The sequence below is a fragment of the Desulfovibrio sp. 6_1_46AFAA genome, from assembly GCF_000224635.1.
In the GTDB taxonomy this organism is placed as follows: domain Bacteria; phylum Desulfobacterota; class Desulfovibrionia; order Desulfovibrionales; family Desulfovibrionaceae; genus Desulfovibrio; species Desulfovibrio fairfieldensis.
Map to the genome: position 1 here is coordinate 628070 of NZ_JH114300.1, position 24417 is coordinate 652486.

The window sequence follows — 24417 nt, forward strand, 5'->3', positions numbered from 1 at the left end:
CGGCGTTCAGGCTGTCTGCCGTCTGTCGGCAATGCGACGCCTGAGGCCGCCCCGCGCCTCCTGAAAAATCCGCGCCGGGGCGTTTAAACATTTTCCATGTCAAAAATACTCTAAAAGCCGCTGAATCCCAGAATACTGCGCGTCCTGACCACGCAGTCCACCGACTGGCCCGGCAGCAGACCGGCGGGCGGGGGGGCATCAAGCCTGATCCGCACGGGCAGAAAAAGCGTTGCGCCGCTGACTTCCGTTCTGCCCTTTTGCGTCAGTCCCTGCGCCACCTCCTGTGCCAGTTCCCGCGCTTGGCCGCTGGGCAGGGGCTGCGGCGCAAGCACTTCGGCCACCGTGCCGTTCAGGCGCATGCCGTCGGACATGAGCCTGACCTCGCAGGCCTGCCCCGCCCTGATGGCTTCCCCGGCGGCCAGGGGAAAGTAAGCCTGCACCCAGAAGGATTGCGCCGCGTCCGCTCCTTCCGGCAGAATCAGCAATACGGGCTCGCCCCGCTGCACCACTTGGCCGGGTGCGGCGCTGCCCCGCAGCACGCGGCCGTTCACCGGCGCATACAATGTGCCGTCCGCCTGCGCAGGCAGAGGCGCGGCCGTACGGGAGCTTCCAGGCACGACATAGCGGTTGCGCGAAGCCAGTTGCTTGGCCCGCAGCACCTCATCGCGGACCCGGCCCAACTCCTGATCCATGGCCGCACGCATGCGGCTGACCTGTTCAAAATCCGCCTTGGCGTCTTCCATGCGGGCGCGCGCCTCGGCCTCGGCCCGTTGCGCCGCGGCATAGCGGCTTTTGCCCGCCGCGCGCTCGCCGCCCCGGCTGTCCAGAGAGCGTAGATTGAGCTGGGCCCGCACATGCTCGGTCACGCGTTCTTCGCGCCGGCGCCGCTTGGCTTCTTCCTCGTGACGGGCCTGGGCCAGACGCTGCACCATAGCTCTTTCCGCTTCCTGGGCCTGCCTGAGGCGTCCGGCCATTTCCGCCATATCCGGCGGGCGCAGGGAAGCCGCTTCTTGCCCTGCTTCCCGCAGATGCCGGGCGTAATCGTCTGCGTCCATGCGCCCCACGGGCTGGCCCGCCGTGACACTATCGCCCTCGCGCACGCTCAGGGCTTCCAGCCGGGCTGAAAATTCCGGCGAAACCGTGTAGACCATGCCGTCCAGCACGGCCCGGACGCTGTCCACCCGACCGCCAGCCAACCACCACCAAAACGCCGCCAGCAGGACAAACGCCACAGCCAGGAAGAGAACAAATCGAACCCGGCGAAACAGCCCCCCGGCCGGGGACTTTTTCCGCGCGGGCATTTCCAGATACAACGATTCCGCCATATATGCCTCGGCAGATCAAAATGTCAGAAAAACAGAACTGAAAAAAATATGCAGATATTGTACCAGCATTCAGTTCCACCCTTTACAAGCCCGGTCCGGACGCATACAAAGGCGAAGTTTCCGGAGCGGCAGGGAATATCCCGATAACGGCGCTTCGATACAGGAGAAATCATGTCCATACCGCGTTTGTGCGCCCTGTTCTGCCTGGGCGGGCTGCTGTTCGGCTGCGCCACCCGCCCTGTGGTTGTGGTGGAAAAAGAAGAATTCGTCCAGATGGCCCGGCATATGCCCAAGGAACTGCAGGCCCGCCGCCTGCTGGACAACGACGGCGCCTACGTGTCGCCCTTCTCCTTCGCCGGTTTCAGCAACTACGGGGACACGCTCTTCCGTAGGCTCTCGCCTTCCTTCATGTTCGGCGATTCCGGCCATGTCTACCTGGGGGAAAATTTTGCCGCCACCCTGCAACCCGACAGCCGGGTGAAACACTGGCCCAACGGCTTCAGCATCAACCACGCCACCCAGAAACTCACCGTCAATATGGTGGCCATTGCCGACTGGAACGATGACGGCGAAGACGAGTGGATCGTCTCCTGCATGGTGGAGCCCAAGATGGGCGGGCGCACCCGCACCTATTACGTGCTCGTGCCGCCGCCTCGCAACGAGCGCGAGCCGCTCAAAGGCACGGTGGCCGCCGTATGGGAATGCTTCGGCCTGGCCTGCAATCTTTACGTGCGCAACAGCAAGGTCATTGAGCGGGCCGCCGCCGATCCCCTGCTGCCCTCCACTGAGGTGCAGGATGTGGTGCCCGGCCTGCAAACCGTCACCGAGCCGCCGAAAAAAGCCCCGGCCGACAAGAGCGACGGCCTGGAAGAACGCAGCCTCTGATTTTATACACGTGTCGCGGCATTGACAGCAAATCCTTGCCGCGAAATGTGAGCAGGCGGGTTTTACTCGCCGTAAACGAGCACTTCAAGTCTTAAAATTCTAACGTTGAACTGCTCCGGGGTTCCGCGCAGGCCGACGCCGCAATGCGTCGGCCTGTGGCGTATCCGGCCCCGGCGCGCCATTCCGCGCTTGACGGAACGGCCCGGATTGATGACAACCTCTCAGGAGCGGCTTCGTCCGGTTTCCAGTGTCCTTCACCTTCACCCTTCCTCTCTTGAGTCGTCATGAAATTTCTTTCGTCCCAAATCAGCCTCTTTATGCAGCAGCACAGCGTGCGCCGCAACATGGGTTTTCTGCTGCGCTTTTTCGCCATGCTGCTGGGCCTTATCGCCCTCTACAGCATTTTGTTTCACTACATCATGCAATATGAGCACCGCAGCTTCTCCTGGGTGACCGGCGTGTACTGGACGCTGACGGTCATGTCCACCCTGGGCTTCGGCGACATTACCTTCACTTCGGATCTGGGACGGGTTTTCTCCATCGTGGTGCTCATGTCCGGCGTGCTGCTGCTCCTGATCATGCTGCCCTTCACCTTTATTCAGTTTTTTTACGCCCCGTGGCTGGAGGCCCAGAAAAAGGGCCATACGCCCCGCTCCATTCCCGCGGATACCAAAGGGCACGTCATTGTGGTCAGCACCAGTCCCATTGCCCTCAACCTGGTGGACGATCTGAAAAATTACGGCGCGCACTGCGTGCTGCTCTGCCGTGACAGCCAGACCACCCTGGACCTGTTGGATCAGGGCTATGACGCGGTGGTGGGCGAACACGACTCCAGCGAGGTCTACCGCAACCTGCGCCTGTCCGAGGCCGCCATGCTGGTGGCCCTGGACAGCGATGTGCGCAATACTAACATCGTGTTCACCGCCCGCGACGTGGACGCCAAGGTGCCCATTGTGGCCGCGGCCCAGAGCGAAGACGCCATCGACATCCTGCAACTGGCCGGCAGCAGCCATGTCTTTCAGTTCCACAAACTGCTGGGCGAAGCCCTGGCCCGTCGCGTGCTCAACTCCCAGGCCCGTTCCAGCGTGATCAGCCGCTTCAATGAACTGGTGGTGGCCGAAGCCCCGGTCATGCGCACGCCCCTGGTGGGCAAATCCCTGCGCGAAAGCGGCCTGCGCAAGGCCACCGGCGCCAACGTCATCGGCCTGTGGGAGCGCGGGAAATTTGTACTGCCCGCCCCGGACACGGTGTTCACGGACACCATGGTTATGGTTATTGCCGGTACCTACCAGCAGATCGACGCCGTCAATCATCTGCTGGGACCGTGCGATCCCGCCAAGCATACCTGCAATGACGCGTCGGTGGTCATCCTCGGCTGCGGGCGGGTGGGCCTGGCAGCCGCGCGTCAATTGCACGCCAGCGGCCGCGAGTACAGCATTGTGGACAAAAATCCCAAACCCCGCGTCCAGAAAGAGCATATGGTCGTGGGCGATGCCGCGGACCTGGACGTGCTGGAAAAAGCGGGCATCCGCACCGCGCCCTCTGTACTCATCACTACCCATGACGACGACACCAATATTTATCTGACCCTTTACTGCCGCCGCCTGCGTGAGGACATCCAGATCATCAGCCGCGCCACGCTCGACCGCAACGTGGGCATCCTGCACGCTGCCGGGGCGGATTTGGTGCTCTCCCTGGCATCCATGGTCACCAACAGCATCATCAATCTGCTGGCTCCCGGCAAAGTGACCATGATCAACGAAGGTCTGAACATTTTCCGCAGCGCCGTGGGCAAGAGCCTGGCGGGCAAGCCGCTCATGGGCAGCGGCATCCGCAGCCTGACCCATTGCAGCGTGGTGGCCCTGCGCGACACGGACGGAGAAATGCATATCAACCCCGATCCCGGCCACGTTTTTGAGGAAGGCGAGGAAATGTATCTCATCGGGGATTCACAGGCGGAAAAGGCTTTTTACGAAAAATTCGGCCAGGATTCCGCACTGACGGATTAAAACACGGTAAAGGGATACGACACACGGCGGCCGCGTTCACTGCGCGGCCGCCGTGTGTTTATGGCCCCTTTGAACACCGGATATAAAGAAATGCGAATCGGCTCGCCCTGAAGTATTTACACTTGAAATACTCGCTTGCGGCGAGCAAAGCCGCCTACTCGCATTCTTTTCTGGCGTTGGCGCGTTTCCTGCGTGAACTGCTCTAAAAAATACGCGCTTCACTCAGCGGCGTGCTCAGGGCCTCCAGGGCCCGCTCCATCTTCTCCCGGCGGAGCTTCTTTTCCGAACCGGCATCCAGCGCCGGATTGCCCAGCGGATGGGGAATGCCCACGCCCGGCACCACCCGCGCAACGCCGATGGCCTGTGCTATGGAAGTGATGGTACAGATCTGCGCCGTGGGAATACCCGCCCGTTCCAGTTCCTTGGTGATCGTTGCGCCGCAACGAGTGCCCGTGCCTCAGGTGGAGGTGAGAATCACCCCCTGCACATTGTCCTGTTTCAGGGCCTTGGCAATGGCCGCGCCGAAGGCCCGGCTGTTTTCAAAGGAAGTGCCGTTGCCTGTGGTGGTATAGACATAATCGGCCATCTCCCCCACCTTGCCTTCGCGCACCAGGGCGCGCAACGCATCCACCGGCACCAGGCGGTTGGGGTCTTCATTGACAAAAGCGTTGTTGTAGCCGCCGTGGACGGTCTGAAAATCCGAGCCGCTCAACGTCTCCACGTTGTGGAGTTCATAGCGCAGGTACTTGCCGGCGCGCGAAGATTCCAACTGGTCCGGATTGCCTTTGGGCACAAAACCGCCCTCGGTGACCAGGGCGATGCGCGCTTTGGCCATATCCCGCACGGGAGGCGCGGGCGGCACATAATCAAACACGGGCATGGGCAGTTCGGTGGTGATTTCCCTGCCCGCCAGCAGATCCAGCAGCATGTCCACGGCCCGGACCGCGCCGCTGCGCTCCACGCGGATGTTTTCCCGGATGCCCGAGGGGAAATAGCCGTCAGCCTCGGGACCGGTAACTTCGCCCGCCACGCGCTTGCGCAACAGCCCCGACATGGCGCGTACCGCGTCACGCATGCCCGCCGCCGAAGGCCCGGCCCTGACAATCAACACGTCCCGGCGATAGAGGTCCACGCCCGGATTCTCCGGGTACATGGCGGTGATGGCCGGAATGCGCAATTCCTTCTGCACGGCCTTGCACACCGCGCCGCAGGCCGGGCCGTAGCGCCCGGCATTAAAGGCCGGTCCGGCAATGAGCAGATCGGGCTGAAGCGAGCGGATCATGGGCAGCAGCTCTTGCAGGGCCTGTTCTGTATTTTCAGCCATGTAATTGTCGCCGCAGACCACGCTGCCCACGATGACGCCGAGATCGGCTAATGATTCGGCAAAAGCCACGCCGGGTCCGCACGGCCCTTGCTTGAGCATGGGCCCCATGCCGCCCTTTTCCTCGCCGCCTACCTGGCCGAAGAACTGATTGAGATAGTGTACGATGCGCAACATGATGTCTCCTTCCGAACCCCGCTCTAACGTTCTCCGGCCCGCAAGGCATACGCGCCCAACTGGCAGGTGGCCGTGTACATGCGCCCCAGAGCGGTGGAAAAGGCTGCGGACGCGTCAGACACGTTGGTCAGGCCGGTGCCGCCGCACAGCAGCTCCACGGCGGGCAGGGAAATCACCTGATCATTATTGCCGGTGCTGACCACGGCCACGGCCTCGGGCGCGGTGTCCACCAGCGACGGCTGGTCGCCGTTGGCCCCGGCCAGCTCGTTGATCAGCATCACATTGGTGATGCCCCGCTCCTTGCAGGCCTTTGCGGCAAGCATCAGGTCCGTGTCGGCATGACCGCCGCCTTCCTGGGTCAGCACCACGCCCTGCGCGCCGAGCTGCTGCGCCAGTTTGACGGCAAAATCGGCGCTGCGTTTTTTATCCGCCAGGGTGCTGTTTTCATTGGCGACAATGACCCCGGCGAAATTGCAGCTGATCCCGTGCCGGGCGTACAGCTCGCGCACCACCGGATTGTTGGCATGCAGAAAACTGGGATTCTTCTGGCAGGCGATGATGTAATTGCCGCTGACAATGGCCCCGTCCAGCACCTCATTGGGATGCAGTAACGTGGGAAGCAGGCTTCTGGCCTCAAGACCATAGACATAGGTATTACGCAACGGCCCCTGCGATTGCAGATAATAAATGTAGGCGACCTTCGGCAGGGACGGGTCCACGGGCCGGTCCGCGTCAAAGATGCTGACGCTTTCCGGCGCGACCTCCCGGGCAGTCTCGCCCAGATAGAGTGCGGCACGGGCCAAAGACCGGCGGGTGGCCTCGTCAAAAACGGCATTGCTCACGTCCGGCGGGGGCAGGCATTCCAGCACGACATTGCACTGCCGACTGAACAGGGAATAGGCGGCACCGGGGCCGCTCATATCCACAATGCCCTCCTGAATGCCCTGGCGCGTGCCGGTCTGCATGACGCAGACCCCGTCCAGCACATGGGTGCGTCCCTGTCCGGCCATATGCATATCGCCGATGGTTCCCGGATAAGGACTCGTGCCGCCGCTGATCTTGCAGCGGGGCTGCATGGCGTCCATGATTCTGATGATCCGGGCCGACTGGCCAGGCTTGACCAGCGTGACCCGTTTTTCGACAAAAAAGCCCTCAGGGTCCATAGCGGCCAGCAACGCTTCCCGGTCGATAGTCAGGATATGGTCCTTCAGAGCTGTTTCGGCTCCGAAAACCACATCTTCCACTTTGATATGCGCAAGTTCCAGGCGCATGTTCGACTCCTTGTTATGCGTCTCTCACCAGACCCGTCTCTACAGCACCCCGACCCATTGCCAGTAGGTGGCGGCAAACAGCATCATGATCAGAATGGCGATCAGACAGAGCGGCACGCCTACCTTGGCCATTTCACGGGCCGAAAAGGTGTTGGTGGAATAGGCCACCATGGACATGGGCGTGTTGACCGGCAAGAGCAGCGAAAACTGGATGGTATAATAAAGCACCATGGACAGGCCCCAGACGCTCAACCCGGCGGAGTCCGGCAGAGCCTGGGCAAAGCCGATCACCGTGGGCACCAGGGCGGCCACCGCCGCAGAGCGGGCGGAAAACGCCAGGGCGAAAACGCCGAAAAACAGGGCCGCCACGCCGATGATCAGCAACGGCGGCCACGCGCCCATGCCCAGACGGGCCAGGGTGTTCTGGGCCACCCAGGCCGCCGCGCCCGAGGAGAGCAGCGCCTGGCCGAGAGAAATGGCCGCGCCGAAGAGCATCAGCGTGCCCCAGTTGACCACGTTGACCATTTCCTTCCAGGTGGTCACGGCCACGCCCGGCAGAAACATTGCGCATACCGCGCAGAGCGCCACCGTGCTGCTGTCCAGGGGATGCAGTTTCTTGCCCGTGGCCCAAAGCAAAATGGTACAGCACATGATGATCAAAAGCTTGCGTTCCCTGGAACTCAGCGGGCCGAGCTTGGCAAGTTCCCGCCGGATGGTCTCCCGACCGCTGCCCATTTCCGCCTTGCCCACGGGAAAGAACAGCTCCACCAGACCCAGCAGCACCAGTCCCATGACAATGGCGAAGGGCATGCCGTAGGTCAGCCATTCCAGCCAGGAAATCTGATGGCCCGTGGCCTGGGCGATAAAGGCGGCGGTCTGGATGGGCGGCGCGCCCGAAGTCAACACGCCCATACCGGCCAGGCCCGTGCCGAAAGCCACGATAAGCAGCATGCCCTTGGCAAGATTGTCCTGGCGCCGGATCTTGAACACATCGATCAACCCCACGCACACAGCGGTCATCAGGGCGGCGTTGGCGGCCTGGGCGGGAATGAACAGGGTCAGCACAAAGCACATCAGCAGGATGCCCAGACGCACCTGGCGCGGCCGAGCCCCCATGCGGGAGAGGATGAGCAAGCCGATGCGCTGACCCAGGCCGCTCTTCTGAATGGCTGCGGCCAGAAAAAGCGCGGCCACGACCAGCACCCAGGCTCCGGACTTGAAACCGTTCAGGGACAGGCCCAATGCCTTGCCCGTGCCTAAAATCTGCCCTGTGGAGGGGTTCACGGCAAAGGCCGTGAACAGCGTCATGGAGACGATCAGAAAAAAGGAACTGACGGAATAGGACACGGCCTCCGTAATCCAGATGAGCACCATGAACAGCAGGGTGCTGAGAATGCCGTGGCCTTGCGGCGTCAGGGCGTCTCCGAGGTCCAGCGAATGGAAGACCAGGGCGCAGGCCAGCGCCAGGACGATCTTGCACAAATTGCGCAGGCCCGCCGACTTGGCCGGGGCCGCTTGCGGCGGGATCACGCTGTCCGTATTCTGTGGTTTGTTCATGGTGTTTCCCCCGTTGTGGCGACCAGGGCGCGTACGTCCCGCATCCGTTTCAGCAAAGAGTCCGTGTCCAGTTTGGCGGCGTATTCCCCGATGTACCGCGCGTAGACAGCGTGCGGCACCGCCTGCCGCACTTCGGGCTCGACCAGGTGGTACACTTCCAGAAAATGCCTGCTGGCGGTCAGAGAACCAACCATGGACGGATCGCCCAGGGTGACGGTTTCCGCCTGAATCTGGCTGCTTTCCGCGTCGGGGCAGCCCAGTAGTACAAGAAGATCGCTTCTGCCGTGGCGCTCAACAAGCTTTGCAATTTTCCATTGATCTTCCAGATCCATTGCTCCGGCGGTCATTCAGACAAAGAACTGGTTGGCCACAAAGATGATCTCGCCGCCGCAGGCCTCCACAGCCCGGCGCGCGGCTTCGGCGGGAATGCCGTCCACCGCGCCGATAATGATGACTTTTCTGCCCTGTATGCCGCGCATGGTTCCCTCCGCTGTTGGACCGGCGTCCGCCGGGACGCTTATTGGTGAAATAAAGAGCAAGTTACATGCCAGAGGCTTGGAGCCCATCCCTCATATACATGGACCTGCCCGCTCCGCTCTCCCCGGCGCACGCAGTTCATGCGGTTCAGGGAGTTCGGCCGAACCGTACGCATCCGGAAAATCGCCCGGACTCTCCAAAGGTAAAAAACCTTTGCAAGCGGACCTGACCAGGATATGCTGAGCTAAATTCTTAATAATAAGACAATAAAAAAATATTTTTGCATAACCTATTGTAAATATAGATATTATATTTGTAGCAATTTTAATGCAAAATTCTTAAAAATGAGACAAAGATGCCGGACGCCTTATTTTCCCTCTCACCCGCTGTACTGGATGCCTTCGCGGACGCCTTTCTTCTGCTGGATGATTCCGGCAGGCCGCTGTATGCCAATCAGGCCGCTGGAAACCTGTTTGATCCGAGCAGGGGCCGGGGCAGATCCGCGTTGCGCCTGTTGCAAAGAGAACTGGAGCTGGAAAAAGTTTTTCAGGAACGGGATTGCACGGCCATCCAGCAGCGCAAGCTGAAGCTGGGGGAACGGCTCTTTCTGCTCAGCGCGTACTTTGGGGGGGATTCCACACGGGCCCGGCTGGCGCTCATTCTGCGGGACATCAGCGACCTGCGCCAACTGGCCGCCGATTACAGCGCCAATGCTGCCCAGCTCGTGCGCATAACCGCAGCCCTGCGTCATCTGGCTTCCGGCCTGTTGATCACGGATGCCTGGGGACGGATCGCCTTTTTTAATCCCGCCCTGGAAGCCATGTTGCCGTCCGGTGCCCTGGCACGAGCCCATGGAGCCGCAATTACGGATATTTTCGCTTTTACCGATGAATTTTTCCAAGACACGGCCTCGAAAAAATGCCGCGTCGCGCAGCATCTGCTGCTCCGCCCGAACCAGGGGTTGCCCGCGTCGCCCGGTACCGCGCTGGCTGTGACCCGTACTCCGCTCATGCACGGCAATGGCTGCCACGGCTACCTCTACGTCTTTGAAGCCGTGCCTGCGAAAGAAGAGTCACCCGGCGCGGACACTGCGGTATTAACGCCTTCCGCGCCGTTTTCCGCCTCCGGAGCCTCTACGCCGCTTCAAACGGACGCGCCGCACAAAAAACGGGAAGAAGAAATCAGTGCCGGCGGCGCGCAGTACACTCTTTCGGACTTTGTGGGGCAGAGCCGGGAAATTCTGCGGCTCAAGGAAATGATCAGAAAAGTGGCGGGCACATCGTCCACGGTGCTGATTCAGAGCGAAAGCGGCACGGGCAAGGAGTTACTGGCCCACTCCCTGCACGCCCTGAGCAAGCGGGCCCATGCGCCCTTCATCAAGCTGAACTGCGCCAGTCTGCCGGAAAGCCTGCTGGAATCGGAAATTTTCGGCTATGAGGCCGGGGCCTTTACCGGGGCCAAAAAAGGCGGGCACGTGGGCCGTTTTGAGCAGGCCCACGGCGGCACCATTTTTTTGGATGAAATCGGGGAAATGTCCCTGCCGCTCCAGGCAAAACTCCTGCGCATCATCCAGGAACGGGAGGTGCAGCGTCTGGGCGGTCAGAGCACCCGGCGGGTGGACGTGCGGATCATCTGCGCCACAAACAGCGATCTGCTGGCCCGGATGCGGGGGCAGGCATTCCGCAGCGACCTCTATTATCGGCTGAGCGTGGTTTCCCTCAGCATTCCGCCCCTGCGGGAACACAAGGAAGATATCAAATCCCTGGTAATCCACTTTCTCCGGCGCTATTCCAGACTCTTTCAGAAGCGGGTCAAAGGCGTATCCAAAGATGTCTACAATGCCCTCATGCTTTACGACTGGCCGGGCAACGTGCGCGAATTCGCCAATGTCATTGAATACGCCTTCAATATTCTGGACGGAGAGCTGATCGAGATGGAGCATCTGCCGCCCCTGCTGTTGCGTCAGGCCGGCAGCGAACTGAAAAGTTCCGGCAGCCTGGACGCCCTGCTGCGGGCCTACAGCGTGCGACTGGTGGAACACGCCCTGGAAGAGCACAAGGGACATAAAGCAGCCGCGGCCAAAGCCCTCGGCATTTCACGGGCCACGCTCTACCGCCTGCTGGCCCGGGACAGATTGTAAGCGGGGGACGGAAAAGAACATAAAAAAGTGGGAAGGCCCAAACCTCCCCACTGCATATGCCGCCCGGACGGAATGACTCAGGCCTGTTCGAGGGCCTGGTCCAGATCCGCCAAAATGTCGTCCAGATTTTCCAAGCCCACGGAAAGACGCACCATGCCGGGCGTAATGCCCGCCTCCCGCAGCTGTTCGTCGCTCAACTGGCGGTGGGTGGAGCTTGCCGGATGCAGCACGCAGGTGCGGATATCCGCCACATGCACCTGGAGGGAAATCATTTTCAGGCTGTCGATGAAGCGCGCTCCGGCTTCGCGTCCGCCCTTGAGCGAAAAGGACACCACGCCGCTGCATCCCTCGCAAAGATATTTATCGGCCAAGGCCTTGTTGGGATTGCCGGGCAGACGGGGATACTTCACCGACTCCACCTTGTCGTGCCCCGCGAGATAGTGGGCGGCGGCCTCGGCGTTGCGGCAATGTTTTTCCATGCGCAGGGGCAGGGTTTCCAGCCCCTGATTGATGTAGAACGCGCCCTGCGGTGTCTGGCAGCAGCCCATGTCGCGCATGAGTTGTGCGCGCGCTTTGACGATGTAAGCGGCCCTGCCGAAGGTTTCGCTGTAGATCAGGCCGTGGTAGGAGGGGTCGGGTTCGGTGAATTCCGGGAATTTGCCCGAGGTCCAGTCAAAGTTGCCGCTGTCCACAATGACCCCGCCCATCTGCAGGGCATGCCCGTCCATATATTTGGTGGTGGAATGCACCACGATATCCGCCCCGAAGGCAAAGGGACGGCAGAGCACGGGCGTGGCAAAGGTATTGTCCACGATCAGCGGCAGCCTGTGCCGGTGGGCCAGTTTGGCGAAACGCTCGATATCCAGCACGTCCATGGAGGGATTGGCCAGGGTCTCGCCGAACACCGCTCTGGTATTGGGCCGGAAGGCCTTTTCCAGTTCTTCGTCGGAAGCGGTCTGATCCACAAACGTCACTTCAATGCCCAGCCTCTTCAGGGTCACCGCAAAGAGGTTGAAGGTGCCCCCGTAAATGCTGGAGGCACTGACCACGTGCTCGCCGCTCTGCGCCAGGTTCAGCACGGCAAGCATGCTGGCGGCCTGGCCCGACGAGGTGCACAAAGCGCCCACTCCGCCCTCCAGAGCGGCGATTTTTTGCTCCACGGCGTCCACGGTGGGATTGCCCAGGCGGGTATAGAAAAAGCCCGCTTCGGCCAGATCGAACAGTTTGGCCACCTCGGCCGTGGAGTCATATTTGAAGGTCGTGCTCTGGGCAATGGGCAATACGCGCGGCTGGCCGTTTTCAGGGCTGTAACCGGCGTGCAGGCAAAGGGATTCCAGTTTCATGGCGTTACGTTCCTCGGAAATAGGGCTGAATGTCCGCGCGACCTGGGGCATTTTCATTCTGAAAAAAATAGTTCCAACAAGCAATACCGCCGGGCATCGTAAGCAATTTCATTGACAAGATGCTCCGACGCCGGAGATGCGGAACCGCTCCACAGCGTACCGGCGGGCCGCCGATATCACGTCATACAGGCATGGCGCGGCAGCAAACTATCCCATGCGCCCGGCCAAGGCAACTGTCCGGCTTTTCCCTTGTGACGATGCGCGCAAATGACAACAAAAAAAATTTCTCCCTATTGACCCTTCATCTTTCAGGGTATATTCTCAATTGCAAATGGTGGTTGTCCCCTTTGTTCGGGACAGGACAGGGCAATGTCTCCGTAGCCGCCATTGACCGTGAGGATGGCACGCCATCCGAAAGTGATTGCTGACATCTTGCACAGACAGCCGCCGCAGGCGCAACGGACATTACATTCCGGAGCGTACCGCTCTTTTCCGCGACGGATATCTGCCCTGTGCTCAGCAAGGGAAACTCTGTGGCAGGGTTTCCGTTTCAGCCTTTCACTCACCTTTGCCAGGAGGCTATTATGCGTATTGCCGTGGGTCTGGGCAAACAAAGCGGAGAGGAGCGTTTAGAACGCCAGGGCATCAGCCGCCGCGATTTCATGAAATTCTGCACGGCGGTGGCGGTGACCATGGGCATGGGCCCGGCCTTCGCCTCTGACGTGGCCGCGGCTTTGACAGGCCGCCGTCCCTCGGTCGTGTATCTGCACGCCGCCGAATGCACGGGCTGTTCCGAAGCCCTGCTGCGTACTTATAAACCTTTCATCGACAGCCTGATCATGGATACCATTTCCCTGGATTACCATGAAACCATCATGGCCGCCGCCGGCGAAGCCGCGGAAGAGGCTCTGCACCAGGCCGTCACCGCCCCTGAAGGCTTTATCTGCATCGTGGAAGGGGCCATCCCCACGGCCATGGAGGGCAAATACGGCTACATCAGCGGCAAGACCATGTACGACATCTGTAAGGGCATTCTGCCCAAGGCCAAGGCTGTGGTAAGCATGGGCACCTGTGCCTGCTACGGTGGCGTGCAGGCCGCCAAGCCCAATCCCACGGCGGCCAAGGGCGTCAACGACGCTTTCGGCGACTTGGGCGTCAAGGCCATCAATATCGCCGGCTGCCCGCCCAACCCGCTCAACCTGGTGGGTACCTTGGTGGCCTTCCTCAAGGGCCAGAAAATCGAACTGGACGAAAACGGCCGCCCGCTCATGTTTTACGGCCAGAGCGTGCATGATTTGTGCGAACGCCGCAAACATTTCGACGCCGGCGAATTCGCGCCCTCCTTCAATTCCGAAGAAGCCCGCAAGGGCTGGTGTCTGTATGAAGTGGGCTGCAAAGGCCCCCAGACGTACAACAACTGTCCCAAGATTCTGTTCAATCAGACCAACTGGCCGGTGGGCGCCGGACATCCTTGCATTGGTTGCAGCGAGCCCGGCTTCTGGGACGAAATGACGCCATTCTACCAGAACTAGGGGGGAAGTTATGAGCGAAGTCATTAAAGCGCCCCAGAGCGATTACACCGGCCCTGTGGTAGTGGATCCGCTGACCCGTATCGAGGGGCATCTGCGCATTGAAGTGGAAGTGGAAAAGGGCAAGATCAAGGAAGCCCGCAGCTGCGGCACCTTGTTCCGCGGCCTGGAGCTCATTCTCAAGGGCCGCGACCCACGCGACGCCCAGCACTTTACCCAGCGTACCTGCGGCGTCTGTACCTACACGCACGCCCTGGCCTCCACCCGTGCGCTGGAAGACGCCATCAACAAGCCTATTCCGGCCAACGCCACCTATCTCCGCAACCTGGTGCTGGGCATGCAGTTTCTGCATGACCATCTGGTGCATTTCTATGCTCTGCACGCTCTGGACTTTGTGGATGTGACCGGCGCCCTGCAGGGCGATCCGGCCAAGGCGGCCAAGATCGCCACTTCCATTTCCGCGCGCAAGGTTACGGCCGACGATTACAAAGCCGTCCAGAGCAAACTTAAAACCTTTGTGGACAGCGGCCAGCTCGGCCCCTTTACCAACGCCTACTTCCTGGGCGGCCACCCGGCCTACACCTTGAGCCCGGAGCTCAACCTGATCGCCACGGCCGACTATCTGCAGGCCCTGCGAGTCCAGGTGGAGGCGGCGCGGGCCATGGCCGTCTTCGGGGCCAAGAATCCGCACACCCAGTTCACTGTGGGCGGCGGCGTGACCTGCTATGACGCCCTGACCCCCGAACGGATCAAGGAATTCAAGGAGCAGTACAAGAAAACACGCGCCTTCATTGAGAATTACTACATTCCGGATCTGCTCGCCGTAGCCGCCAATTACAAGGAATGCGCCACCTACGGCGGTACGCACAACTTCATGGCCTTCGGCGAATTCCCCGCCCCCGGCGGCGAACGCGACCTGCAGAAGCGCTGGCTCAAGCCGGGCGTCATTCTGGACCGCAAGATCGGCAATCCCCAGGGCTTTGATCCTTCCAAGATCGAGGAACATGTCCGCCACAGCTGGTACGAAGGCGACAAGGCTCTGCCGCCTTATCAGGGCGAAACCAAGCCCGCCTTCACCAGCATGGGCGACACGGATCGTTACTCCTGGCTCAAGGCCCCGCGTTACGACGGCATTTCCATGGAAACCGGCCCCCTGGCCCAGGTGCTGGTGGCCTACACCCAGAACCACAAGACCGTGAAGCCGCTGGTGGACAATGTGCTCAAGACCCTGAACGTGGGGCCGGAAGCACTCTTCTCCACCTTGGGCCGCACGGCCGCGCGTGGTATCGAAACCCTGGCCATTGCCCAGCAGATCGAAACCTGGCTGAATGAATACGAAGATAACATCACCAAAGACAAGCAGATCGTGGAGAACTACGACGCGCCCAAGGACGCCAAGGGCGTGGGCTTCGTCAACGCGCCGCGCGGCGGCCTCTCCCACTGGCTGCGGACTGATGCCGACGCCAAGATCGCCAACTTCCAGCTTGTGGTGCCCACGACCTGGAACCTGGGACCGCGGGACGGCAAGAATGTGCCCGGCGCGGCCGAGGAAGCCCTGGCGGGTACGCCGGTGGCCGATCCCAAGCGTCCGGTGGAAATCCTGCGCGTCATCCACTCCTTCGACCCCTGCATCGCCTGTGCCGTGCATGTGATCGACGGAGAAACCAACGAAGTGCACAAGTTCAAGGTTCTGTAGAGCAGGCTTTGCACAGTCTGTACAAGGGCGGGGTAATTCCCCGCCCTTTTTCTGATCCTCTCCTTCTCCAAAACCGTCAGGGGGACGCGTGAACGACAAAAGGATACTGATTCTGGGCGTGGGCAACATTCTGCTGACGGATGAAGGCTTCGGCGTGCGGGCCGTGGAATACCTGGAAGCCCACTACCGCTGGGCCGCGCATGTCCGCCTGATGGACGGGGGCACCCAAGGTCTGATGCTGATGCCGGAACTGCAGGAGTGCGATTTTCTAGTGGTGCTGGACGTGGTGCTGGGACCGGAAGCGCCGGGCACGGTCTACCTGCTGGAGGGCGAGGATTTGCGCAAGAGCCTGAGTTTCCGCGACTCCATGCATCAGACGGACCTGCTGGACACGCTGGTCACCTGTGATCTGGCCGGACACAGGCCGGAGGCGATTGTCATCGGCCTGCAGCCCTTTGATTATAAGACCATGCATGTGGGACTGAGCCCGCAGGCGGAAGCCCTGCTGCCGGAATTCTGCCGCAAAGCCGTGGCGGAAATGGCCCAACGCGGCATCGTGGCCGAACCCAAGGCGGAGTAGCGCCGGAAGACTCTGCAACGCGCTGATCAGAAGAATGCGGTTATCGCCCGAATCGCGCGGAGTGTGGAAACAGAGGATGAGAAGATGTAAGGCGAGACATCACGCCGGAGCAGACCACGGCATATCAGAGGCAGGGTTGTGAAATGCTCTGCGGTAACGCCACTACCGAAAAAAAGCCGCTGAGCGCGGCTTACAGCTGTTTTTTCTTTTCTTCGCCCAATTCCGGCGGCAACGACTCTTCGCTGTACAGTTTTATGCCCGCTTCCCGCAAAAGCCGGGCCCATACACCCTCACCGGCACACAGCCTACGGCTGAACGTACCGTCATAGATCAGGCCGAAGCCGCAGGACGGCGAACGGCTCTTGAGAATGGCCGCCACGCAGCCCTGCTCCAGCGCCTTGTGCAGGGCCAGTCGCGCGCCGCGTAAAAAATCTTCGCTCAGATCCTGTCCGTCGCGGGAAAGCACCCGTTCTCCCACCTGTTCACAGGGTGGCCGGGGAATCGGCAGCGCGGCCAAACCTTCCGGGCATGCCGGAACGGCCCGCCCCTCTTCCACCAGACGAATCACCGCCGGGCAGGAATTGCTGCCGCCGTCATAACGGCAAGCCTGCCCGGCCAGACAGGCACTGACCACGTAGCGCATTGGCTGAGTCGCCATCGTCAACGTCCGGCCGCCAGCATGTGCCGTTCCTGCATACCGGCGCGCACGGCGCGTCCCACGGCGTCCGCAGCCTCCTGCGTGACGGGCACATCGGAGTAGTACAACGCACCACTGTCCAGACCGTATTGTTCCTGCACGGCATCGTAGTGTTGCCAGGCGGGCGATAGCGCTACCAGTCGCGGGGTGAGCACTGCGAAAAAAAGCCAGAGGGCCAGTACCCAGCTTCCCATTTTCAACAGATTGCGTACGGCAGGCGGCATACATTCTCCCATTACGGGCCGCCACGGAAAGCCCGCAGCGGCCCGCCGTCAAACACATACTAGATCTTGGCGGTGATTTCCGGGAAGACCTTGTAGAACATGATCCAGGCCATGAGCAGCGTCAGACACAGGTTCAGCGACTGACCGCAGATGTAAAGGATGATGGGCTTGCCGCCCTTGAAGTACTTGCCCAGTTCGCGGAAGTTGGTGGTCAGGCCGATGGCCACGAAGGCCAAACCGAAGAACCAGCCGCGCAGGGGCACGGAAACCTTGTTGGTGCCGTTGTCCACCAGCATCTTGCCGAAGTCCGCGCCGAGACCGCTGCTGATCAGCGAGAAGATGATGGAAACCGCCAGGAAGCCGATGACGAACTTGGGGAAACGATGCCAGATTTCTATGGCGCCCACGCGTTGGCCGCAGGCCTGCGCGTCCACCTTGGTGCACCAGTACAGGGCCACGCAGAAGGCGGTCACGCCGATAAGCACATTCTGGATCATCTTAACCGTGGCGGCCACCTGCAGGGCCTTAGGGCCGATGAACGCGCCCGCCGCGGCCACGGCGCCCGTGGCGTCCACGGTGCCGCCGATCCAGGCGCCGCCCAGCACTTCAGGCATGCCCACCCACTTGATGAAGGCGGGCATCACCACCATCATGATGGCCGTGAAGGTCAGGGACAGACCGATGGAGAGGGTCAGTTCCTCTTTTTTGGCCCGAGCCGCAGCCGCCGTGGCGATGGCCGCCGAGGTGCCGCACACGGACATGTCGGCCGAAATGACGATGTTCAGGGTTTGGGATGGCATTTTCAGCACCTTCTGGCCGAAAATGTAGGTACTGACCAAGACGATGGGCGTCACCACCCAGGCCACGAAAATGCCGGGGATGCCGATAGCCATAATCTTGTGGAAAAGCACTTCCGCGCCCAGCAGCACGAGACCGGCCTTGATGAAGTATTCCACCTGCGCACCCTCTTTAAGCCATTTGGGCGTGCCGAAGGTATTGGCAATGATCATGCCGATGGCGATGGACCAGATTTCGGCATTGATGCCGTAAAGACGCATGGTCTTCTGGTTGCCCAGGATATTGGCGAGCACGCACAGCAGATACACGCCCAGGAAGGCCACAAAAAACTTGCCCACGTTGAAGCCCATGAACTTGGCGCCGATGGAGGTCAGCACGGCCAGCGCGAGCCCCAGCACAATCAGGGTGGGAATGCGGTTGAAAGGCTTGACCAGCTTTTTAGAGATGTCGGCGGTCGCTTTCTTGGCGGCCTGCCATTCGCCGATGGACTTTTCAGCGGCGGCGTTCAGCGTGGCGTCGCCGAACGAGGCGGCCGCAGCGGCGGCCTGCGCCTCTTTGGCCTGGGCCAGAGCAGCGGCTTCGGCCTGTTTGGCCGCATCCACTTTCGGCATGACGGCTTCATTGGCCTTGTCGGCCTGGGCCTGCGACATCATCAGGGCGTCTAGGGGATTGGACTGCCAGCGGGCCGGTGTTTTCAGCTGATTGATAAGCAGCTTGACCGAAGCCAGATTCTGTCCCTGAAGCCCTTTTTGGGCTGCGGAAGCCTGGTACCATTCTATGGTTTTGAAAGGTTTGGCGGATTCGGCTTTCATAACCGCCGCGTACTGCTCATACTTGCTCTCCAGCTCCTGGCGGCCGCCGAAGACCAGGCAACTTGCCACGATCAGAATAAAGAAACCAATCCAGATGGCCCAGTAATCTTCCTTTTTCCACAGGTCGGACCATTGCGACTTTGCCCTGTCGACAACGATCGCCGAGCTTTCTTGAGACATTCACTCCTCCTTATCAGGACCATTGTTTTCAGACATTCCCCAGATATCGGGAACGTCTCACCACCATAAGTAAATTGAACACTGGGATTGTATGGGCTACTTTATAATACAAACTAATATAAAAATTTTCAAGTCACAAATCTTTGGAATCCCTACCCCACGGAATGACACTGTCCATTTCATCGTCGGAAAAACTTTCTGCGCTTTGACCAAAAATTTATTGACAATCCCCCCAACCTCATCTATTTTTCCACCTCGTGTTGGGCTGTCGTTCAATTGGCAGGACGGCGGATTCTGGCTCCGCTAATCAAGGTTCGAGTCCTTGCAGCCCAGCCAACACATGCGTCCCCATCGTCTAGCCGGCCCAGGACAACGGCCTTTCACGCCGTCGACAGGGGTTCAAATCCCCTTGGGGACGCCAAAGAAAATCAAGCACTTACATAAAAATGTGAGTGCTTTTTCGTTGTGGGGCAAATCTGCCCCACGCTCTGCCCCACAGATTTGGAAAATAAGATAAAACTGTTAGACTGTAGAAAAATTGAAATAGTTTTTATTTGCTTTAGCCAAAATATGAGGATGTTATGGCGCGTGATTGGGAAGAGCAATTTCGGAAATGGGCGAAGCCTCCTGGAACAACAGAAGAAACCCGTTGCAGCAACGCTGAATCAGCAATAAAAAACGCCTTGTCGAGGAGCGCGTTCTTATCTGGAATAAATTATTCGGCTTTTGCCCAAGGCTCATATGCCAACAATACAAATGTCCGGGCGGACAGTGATGTTGATGTTGGCGTACTTTGCAAAGATGTATTTTTCTATGAGCTTCCAGAAGGTATGCACCCAGAAGACTTCTCCATAGCTCCCGCTCCATTTTCTTATGCTGATTACAAAAATGCAATTTATGACGCCTTGGTTACTCACTTTGGACGCTCTGCCGTCAAGCGTGGCAACAAAGCGATTGATGTCAAAGAAAACACTTATCACGTTGAAGCTGATGTTGCACCTTTCTTTGAACATAGGCGCTATAACTCAGATGGAACTTTTTTGTCCGGATGCGAATTGAGGCCAGATGATAATTCACGTCAAGTTATCAATTGGCCTCAACAGCATTACAGCAATGGAGTAGATAAAAATTTAAATACAGGAAGACGATATAAATCAGTTGTGCGTATTTTAAAATCTCTTTCTTGCGAAATGTCAGAATGTAGAATTAAAGATTGTGGCGTATGTGGATTTTTTATTGAATGTCTAGCATGGAATGTTCCAAACAGTAATTTTGGAAATTCATTATATACTGACGACATTAGAAACTCATTAATATATTTGTATAACAATACTAAAGAAATTGAAAAATGCAAAGAATGGGGCGAGGTAAGCGATCTAAAGTATTTGTTTCATGGTTGGCAAAAATGGAATGCAAATGATGCCAACTCTTTCACGCTATCCGCATGGAATTTCATAGGATTTTAAATGCACTTCACTAATGTAAAGATATATTTATATGTCATTGTTGGAATATCTGGAGCCTTGCTGTTTGTATTAGCAACTGCAATGGGTAAAAATATTAACAACTTTCTTGACTTCATAAATATAATATCAAAAGTCATAACAATAGATGTTGTTATTGCTTTTTTGTTTATAAAATGGTTCTGGCGTTTTAAATACTTTCAAGGATGGCTAGTTCCTTTCCCTGATTTAAATGGCACGTGGGAAGGGATTATACAGTCAAACTGGAAAAAAGATGACGGTAGCACTATTGCACCAATCCCTACAATCCTTGTCATAAATCAATCTTTTTTTGCAATACATTGCACTATGTATACACAAGAAATGATAAGTTATAGTCATAGTGAGAGCTTCTTAATCGATAAGGAACATCACATCAAACAATTATGTTATTTGTATGCCAGTAATCCCAAAGTAGGCATTCAGAATAGAAGCCCCGTGCATGAGGGGGCAATGACTTTTAATATAGTGGGACAAAAGTCAGATAAGCTGTCTGGGGAATACTGGACAAAACGTCTAACCACAGGTGAAGTGAACCTTACATTTAAATGCAAAGAAAAAGCAGATTGCTTTCCTGAAGACATGCCTCCCCATCCTATGCAGCCTTGTAGCTAGAAGCTTGACTGTTGGACTTAATTGTGGTTCCTTTTTTTCAGGTGCTTAAGAACACCTTTCCGTAGACGGTCCCCACCCCGAAAGACTGTGGGTTTTATTGCGCCTGAATCTAGGCGTGGTTCCCTGCATTATCCTCCGGGTGTGGGCGAAATACAATACCTGGCAACAGGGAAATAGCCCGCTGCTCTACGGCAGTTCTTAGCACCCGGAGTTTCTCATTTTGAAAACTCCAATAAGAAAACCGTAGAGGTGTCTAATGTCCAGTTACCATCAGCCCAATCCGATTTCTTTCCAAACGTCATCACCAGACCTGTCGGCCATAGCCGCCATGCTCACCGATGCGGCACAAGCCCTGCTCAAATTTAGCAGTCCGCCAGCAGTAGAGGCCGAACCGGAGGAGGAAAACACATCCGAAGATGAAATCCGCAGCTATCGCTTTTCACTGCTGGCAGTGCGTAGCGAACAAGAGCTTTTTGAGGAACAGGATGCGGAAAGCCTACGCGAAGTGCTTTTTAATGCTTCTTCGTCAGTAACAGCGTTTACAGCACTTATGGAACTAATGGATGCGGAAGCGGAGATCGACGGGGCGGTCATTCATATTCTGGCCCGTGAGTTAAAACGGGTGGAAGACCTGCTTTTCAAAATTCAGGATACCTACAGCACTGTTGAGCTTGTAGAAGCCTAACAAGGGAAGAGTACCAGCAAAGTCCTTGGCAATCCCGGTTGCCAAGGACTTTTACTATTCATTTTCAAATTTTAGTCAGGAATATTAGGCTCATCACCCCATATTGCTGAGCCGCAAGCACTGGCCATGGCGCTTCCGCAGGAATTACACGACGAAAAGCTTCCCCCTCTAGTGGCTCCATCAGTGGAGCGATATATCAGCCTATCACCTGCTATCGTTCCAACATAGCTGCCATCTGGGCCAAACACTTTGTTTCCGTTAATTCTGCCTACGACTTTGCCGGAGCGGCTATAAACAGTATTTCCTTTCACTTGTAGGGGACGTCCATTTTTAGTGTACATTCGTTCCTCCATATTGCTTCCAATGGCTTTTATCCTAAACGAAGAATGACCGCCAGATATGGCCTGCCTGCTACCGTCCCAGCCCCGGCCCCCGGCTGCGCTGACGCTCTCGTTCCCGCAACCGCTCTATTTGGCGCTCAACAAGGCGCTCAAGCGAGACAAGAGCGGTTCCAAGTTCGCGTGTATATCGCTCAAGCCTTGAAAGTGTCGCGCTGATTCGGCTTGTTCTGCCTGGAGTTGGCCGATTTTCTCTTGTAGCTGACGGATGGCTTGGGCGTGGCTTTCCAGGCTGCGCTGGTGGTTGGCCAGGGATGCGCTGTGCGCTTTCTGCGTGGCGGTCAATTCGTGCTCCAGGGTGAGCAAGGTATTTTTGAGCGTGCGTTCCAGTTCGGTCATGGCTTATTTCCTCACTATGCTCCAGGCTTCCCGTTTGCCGACTGTTCCCGCGCGGATAATTTTCCAGCCTTCCGGTGTCAGCAGATAGTCCTTGCCGTCCGCCTGATACGATTCCAAGCCCTTGAACGTGGCCCATAGCGCGGCACTCTGTATCTCCAGGGCTGTTTTCCGTTCCGACAACGTTGTGATCTCCCGCTGCAAGGCCGTGGCCTTGTTTCCGGCCAGGGTCATCAAGCCCCAGCCGCCGAAGGTCGCGCCCGTCAGGATGCATAGCGTTATGACCAGGGCTTGCAGGCATTTCCAGCCAAAGGCGGCGCTCAGCATCCGGCAGCGTGAAGTTACGTTCCGCTCCAGGCTGGCGAAATGGTGCTGGATAGCGGCTTCGGTTGTATTGAGCGCGTTTTTCGATGATGCGCTCAAGCTCTTGCTCAAGGCGTCGAACTGTTGCCGGGTCTGAGACTCCATCTCCCGGCGATCCTGTTCCATCTTGGCCTTCATGCGCTCGGCCAGCGAATTCAAGTTTCCAGTGTTCTGCATATATTCCTCCCTTGAGGCGAAGTTTTTCTCCGCTATCAGGGTCTTTGACGGTTATGTAATCCTTTCCGGCCCGGTTGATTTCCAGACCGGCCTCCTGCAAGGCCGTAAGCACGTCCGTGCGGCTGGCCACGGTTCCCTGCCCGATGCACTGCCGCAAATATTCATGGACGGCTTGCTTGGCTTCGCCGCGCTCGTCCGGGCCAGGAGTCTTGCCCCATCGGAGCAGACGGGCTTTGTGTAAGTCGGCGTGTTCCGGCGCATGGAGGCGGGCGCGGGTCGGGTCGTCCGGTCTGGCCCAGTTTTCCCGGTAATTGTGCAGGTCGCGGAACACGTCAAAGTGTTTCTGCCAACCGGGGGACAGGGATTGAACGCCTTGCCGCTGGAGAGTTCCACGCGCGGAATGACGAAGTGCAATTCATGGTGGCCCGCATGGCTGTGCTGTACCCAAAGGATATTGCGCTGATCCGGTTCCAGGCCCGCAAAGGCCACCTACTCAAAGTCATCCATGACGCGCTGTTCCTGTTCCGGCGTTACCGTGTCATCTGGATGCCAGGAGAGTACCCCGGCAGTGAATTTCCATTTGGTGTCCAGCGAATCAATAAGGGCGCGAGTGATTTCCACATCCCCGCGCAGCACTTCCGGCGGCAGCTCGTCCCGGCCCGGATAATCCGGGCGCACAAGGTAGTGCGTGGGGCCGTCACCGCCGCCCTGGCCGTGTGGGAAGACTTTCATATACATGGCGGCTTCTCATCGGCTGGCTGCGGGGGGGTGTGTCTCTCAACACCCGCTCCAAGCTGACCAGGGCGGCAAGCACATCTATTGTCTCGGCCCGGCTCTTGTGGATGTTCACCCACCGCGCAAGCTGGTTCAAGTTCGCGCCGATGCGGGCAAGCTGACGGACGTGCTCCTTTTCCAAGGGAGTCTGCCGCAGTCGGTAGTCCAGAGCGCGTTGCCGGATGAAATCCGTCACGGTCTGGCCTTGGGCCTCGGCCTTGGCGGTGATGGCCGTTTTTTCCGCCGGAGTGACGCGCAGCTTGACCAAGGCTGTTTGGGACGGATGCCAAGATAGACGGCGGCTTCTTCGGTGTTGAGTTTCTGCTTATCTGCCATGTTGTATGCTCCTTTGCTGATTTGGTCCGTCTGTGACGAGCGCGGACGAATTTTGAAAGAAGCATACCGACCTTGCGGAGTAATAAAATTCCTGGCTCTGCCGCAGAGGTAAAAAAGAATCTCCGAGTTCTGTACGAATTCGGAGATTCTTACGAATTAACATGTAATTATAGTGTATTATTGAAATACTGAGTTCTGTGCGCATGAGAA

Annotated in this window: 22 protein-coding genes and 2 tRNA genes; 11 read left to right on the forward strand and 13 right to left on the reverse strand. The window is 58.3% G+C overall.

What is annotated here, in order from left to right:
• Window positions 1-110 precede the first annotated feature (110 nt).
• On the reverse strand, window positions 111-1325 hold the full coding sequence (locus HMPREF1022_RS02570) for an HlyD family secretion protein (RefSeq protein WP_009301708.1): 1215 nt from the start codon (window positions 1323-1325) through the stop codon (window positions 111-113).
• Window positions 1326-1496: 171 nt separating this feature from the next.
• Here HMPREF1022_RS02570 and HMPREF1022_RS02575 point away from each other — a divergent pair, with 171 nt between their 5' ends.
• Window positions 1497-2210, forward strand: a complete 714-nt coding sequence (locus HMPREF1022_RS02575; RefSeq protein ID WP_009301709.1) for a hypothetical protein — start codon at window positions 1497-1499, stop codon at window positions 2208-2210.
• A gap of 284 nt (window positions 2211-2494) precedes the next feature.
• A complete protein-coding gene (locus HMPREF1022_RS02580; protein WP_009301711.1) occupies window positions 2495-4219 on the forward strand; it encodes a potassium channel family protein in 1725 nt (574 codons plus the stop codon).
• A gap of 202 nt (window positions 4220-4421) precedes the next feature.
• Here HMPREF1022_RS02580 and HMPREF1022_RS02590 read toward each other — a convergent pair whose 3' ends face one another.
• The 4 genes from HMPREF1022_RS02590 to grdA are packed head-to-tail and all read right to left on the reverse strand — an operon-like array spanning window position 4422 to window position 9111.
• Window positions 4422-5717: a glycine/betaine/sarcosine/D-proline family reductase selenoprotein B gene (locus tag HMPREF1022_RS02590; RefSeq protein WP_083823208.1), complete on the reverse strand. Its 1296-nt coding sequence runs from the start codon at window positions 5715-5717 to the stop codon at window positions 4422-4424.
• A gap of 23 nt (window positions 5718-5740) precedes the next feature.
• On the reverse strand, window positions 5741-6988 hold the full coding sequence (locus tag HMPREF1022_RS02595; RefSeq protein ID WP_009301716.1) for a glycine/sarcosine/betaine reductase component B subunit: 1248 nt from the start codon (window positions 6986-6988) through the stop codon (window positions 5741-5743).
• A gap of 39 nt (window positions 6989-7027) precedes the next feature.
• Window positions 7028-8545 carry an SLC13 family permease gene (locus HMPREF1022_RS02600; protein ID WP_009301718.1) on the reverse strand — a complete coding sequence of 506 codons (1518 nt, stop codon included), beginning with the start codon at window positions 8543-8545 and terminating at the stop codon, window positions 7028-7030.
• A complete protein-coding gene (gene grdA / locus HMPREF1022_RS02605) occupies window positions 8542-9111 on the reverse strand; it encodes a glycine/sarcosine/betaine reductase complex selenoprotein A (protein ID WP_332248499.1) in 570 nt (189 codons plus the stop codon). Before grdA ends, HMPREF1022_RS02600 begins: the two co-directional genes overlap by 4 nt.
• 266 nt (window positions 9112-9377) lie before the next feature.
• Here grdA and HMPREF1022_RS16445 point away from each other — a divergent pair, with 266 nt between their 5' ends.
• Window positions 9378-11162 carry a sigma-54-dependent Fis family transcriptional regulator gene (locus HMPREF1022_RS16445; protein ID WP_009301724.1) on the forward strand — a complete coding sequence of 595 codons (1785 nt, stop codon included), beginning with the start codon at window positions 9378-9380 and terminating at the stop codon, window positions 11160-11162.
• A gap of 77 nt (window positions 11163-11239) precedes the next feature.
• Here HMPREF1022_RS16445 and HMPREF1022_RS02615 read toward each other — a convergent pair whose 3' ends face one another.
• Window positions 11240-12505 carry an O-acetylhomoserine aminocarboxypropyltransferase/cysteine synthase family protein gene (locus tag HMPREF1022_RS02615; protein ID WP_009301726.1) on the reverse strand — a complete coding sequence of 422 codons (1266 nt, stop codon included), beginning with the start codon at window positions 12503-12505 and terminating at the stop codon, window positions 11240-11242.
• A gap of 584 nt (window positions 12506-13089) precedes the next feature.
• On the opposite strand from HMPREF1022_RS02615, the gene HMPREF1022_RS02620 reads away from it, so the two are divergent.
• The 3 genes from HMPREF1022_RS02620 to HMPREF1022_RS02630 all read left to right on the forward strand — a co-directional run bounded on the left by HMPREF1022_RS02620 (window position 13090) and on the right by HMPREF1022_RS02630 (window position 16310).
• On the forward strand, window positions 13090-14037 hold the full coding sequence (locus HMPREF1022_RS02620; RefSeq protein WP_008684401.1) for a hydrogenase small subunit: 948 nt from the start codon (window positions 13090-13092) through the stop codon (window positions 14035-14037).
• Window positions 14038-14047: 10 nt separating this feature from the next.
• Window positions 14048-15730, forward strand: a complete 1683-nt coding sequence (locus HMPREF1022_RS02625) for a nickel-dependent hydrogenase large subunit (RefSeq protein ID WP_008684402.1) — start codon at window positions 14048-14050, stop codon at window positions 15728-15730.
• An 88-nt stretch (window positions 15731-15818) separates the two neighbouring features.
• Complete coding sequence (locus HMPREF1022_RS02630; protein WP_009301730.1) at window positions 15819-16310, forward strand: HyaD/HybD family hydrogenase maturation endopeptidase; 492 nt, start codon at window positions 15819-15821, stop codon at window positions 16308-16310.
• Between the two features lie 190 nt (window positions 16311-16500).
• On the opposite strand, the gene HMPREF1022_RS02635 is transcribed toward HMPREF1022_RS02630, so the two are convergent.
• The 3 genes from HMPREF1022_RS02635 to HMPREF1022_RS02645 are packed head-to-tail and all read right to left on the reverse strand — an operon-like array spanning window position 16501 to window position 19021.
• Entirely contained in the window at window positions 16501-16968 is a 468-nt protein-coding gene (locus tag HMPREF1022_RS02635; RefSeq protein WP_009301732.1) for a DUF523 domain-containing protein, read from the reverse strand.
• 2 nt (window positions 16969-16970) lie between these two features.
• A complete protein-coding gene (locus tag HMPREF1022_RS02640) occupies window positions 16971-17231 on the reverse strand; it encodes a hypothetical protein (RefSeq protein ID WP_009301734.1) in 261 nt (86 codons plus the stop codon).
• A gap of 59 nt (window positions 17232-17290) precedes the next feature.
• Window positions 17291-19021: a YeiH family protein gene (locus HMPREF1022_RS02645; RefSeq protein WP_009301737.1), complete on the reverse strand. Its 1731-nt coding sequence runs from the start codon at window positions 19019-19021 to the stop codon at window positions 17291-17293.
• Between the two features lie 261 nt (window positions 19022-19282).
• Between HMPREF1022_RS02645 and HMPREF1022_RS02650 the strand changes: the two genes are divergently transcribed.
• From HMPREF1022_RS02650 to HMPREF1022_RS02665, 5 genes are all read left to right on the forward strand, one after another.
• Window positions 19283-19357, forward strand: a tRNA-Gln gene (locus HMPREF1022_RS02650).
• Between the two features lie 8 nt (window positions 19358-19365).
• Window positions 19366-19442: transfer RNA gene (locus tag HMPREF1022_RS02655), tRNA-Glu, on the forward strand.
• A gap of 160 nt (window positions 19443-19602) precedes the next feature.
• On the forward strand, window positions 19603-20487 hold the full coding sequence (locus HMPREF1022_RS17900) for a nucleotidyltransferase domain-containing protein (RefSeq protein WP_009301739.1): 885 nt from the start codon (window positions 19603-19605) through the stop codon (window positions 20485-20487).
• The gene (locus HMPREF1022_RS17905; protein WP_009301740.1) at window positions 20488-21138 is read left to right on the forward strand and encodes a hypothetical protein; all 651 of its coding nucleotides are present in this window, start codon (window positions 20488-20490) and stop codon (window positions 21136-21138) included.
• A gap of 256 nt (window positions 21139-21394) precedes the next feature.
• On the forward strand, window positions 21395-21823 hold the full coding sequence (locus tag HMPREF1022_RS02665; RefSeq protein ID WP_009301742.1) for a hypothetical protein: 429 nt from the start codon (window positions 21395-21397) through the stop codon (window positions 21821-21823).
• Window positions 21824-22290: 467 nt separating this feature from the next.
• Here HMPREF1022_RS02665 and HMPREF1022_RS18790 read toward each other — a convergent pair whose 3' ends face one another.
• The 4 genes from HMPREF1022_RS18790 to HMPREF1022_RS16940 all read right to left on the reverse strand — a co-directional run bounded on the left by HMPREF1022_RS18790 (window position 22291) and on the right by HMPREF1022_RS16940 (window position 24139).
• Window positions 22291-22560 (reverse strand): hypothetical protein, encoded by a 270-nt coding sequence (locus HMPREF1022_RS18790; RefSeq protein WP_009301744.1) that lies wholly within the window; start codon window positions 22558-22560, stop codon window positions 22291-22293.
• A 3-nt stretch (window positions 22561-22563) separates the two neighbouring features.
• Window positions 22564-23097 (reverse strand): hypothetical protein, encoded by a 534-nt coding sequence (locus HMPREF1022_RS18795; protein ID WP_009301746.1) that lies wholly within the window; start codon window positions 23095-23097, stop codon window positions 22564-22566.
• A 489-nt stretch (window positions 23098-23586) separates the two neighbouring features.
• On the reverse strand, window positions 23587-23835 hold the full coding sequence (locus HMPREF1022_RS18805) for a hypothetical protein (RefSeq protein WP_009301748.1): 249 nt from the start codon (window positions 23833-23835) through the stop codon (window positions 23587-23589).
• A complete protein-coding gene (locus HMPREF1022_RS16940; RefSeq protein WP_083823213.1) occupies window positions 23795-24139 on the reverse strand; it encodes a plasmid mobilization protein in 345 nt (114 codons plus the stop codon). Before HMPREF1022_RS16940 ends, HMPREF1022_RS18805 begins: the two co-directional genes overlap by 41 nt.
• Between the last annotated feature and the right edge of the window lie 278 nt (window positions 24140-24417).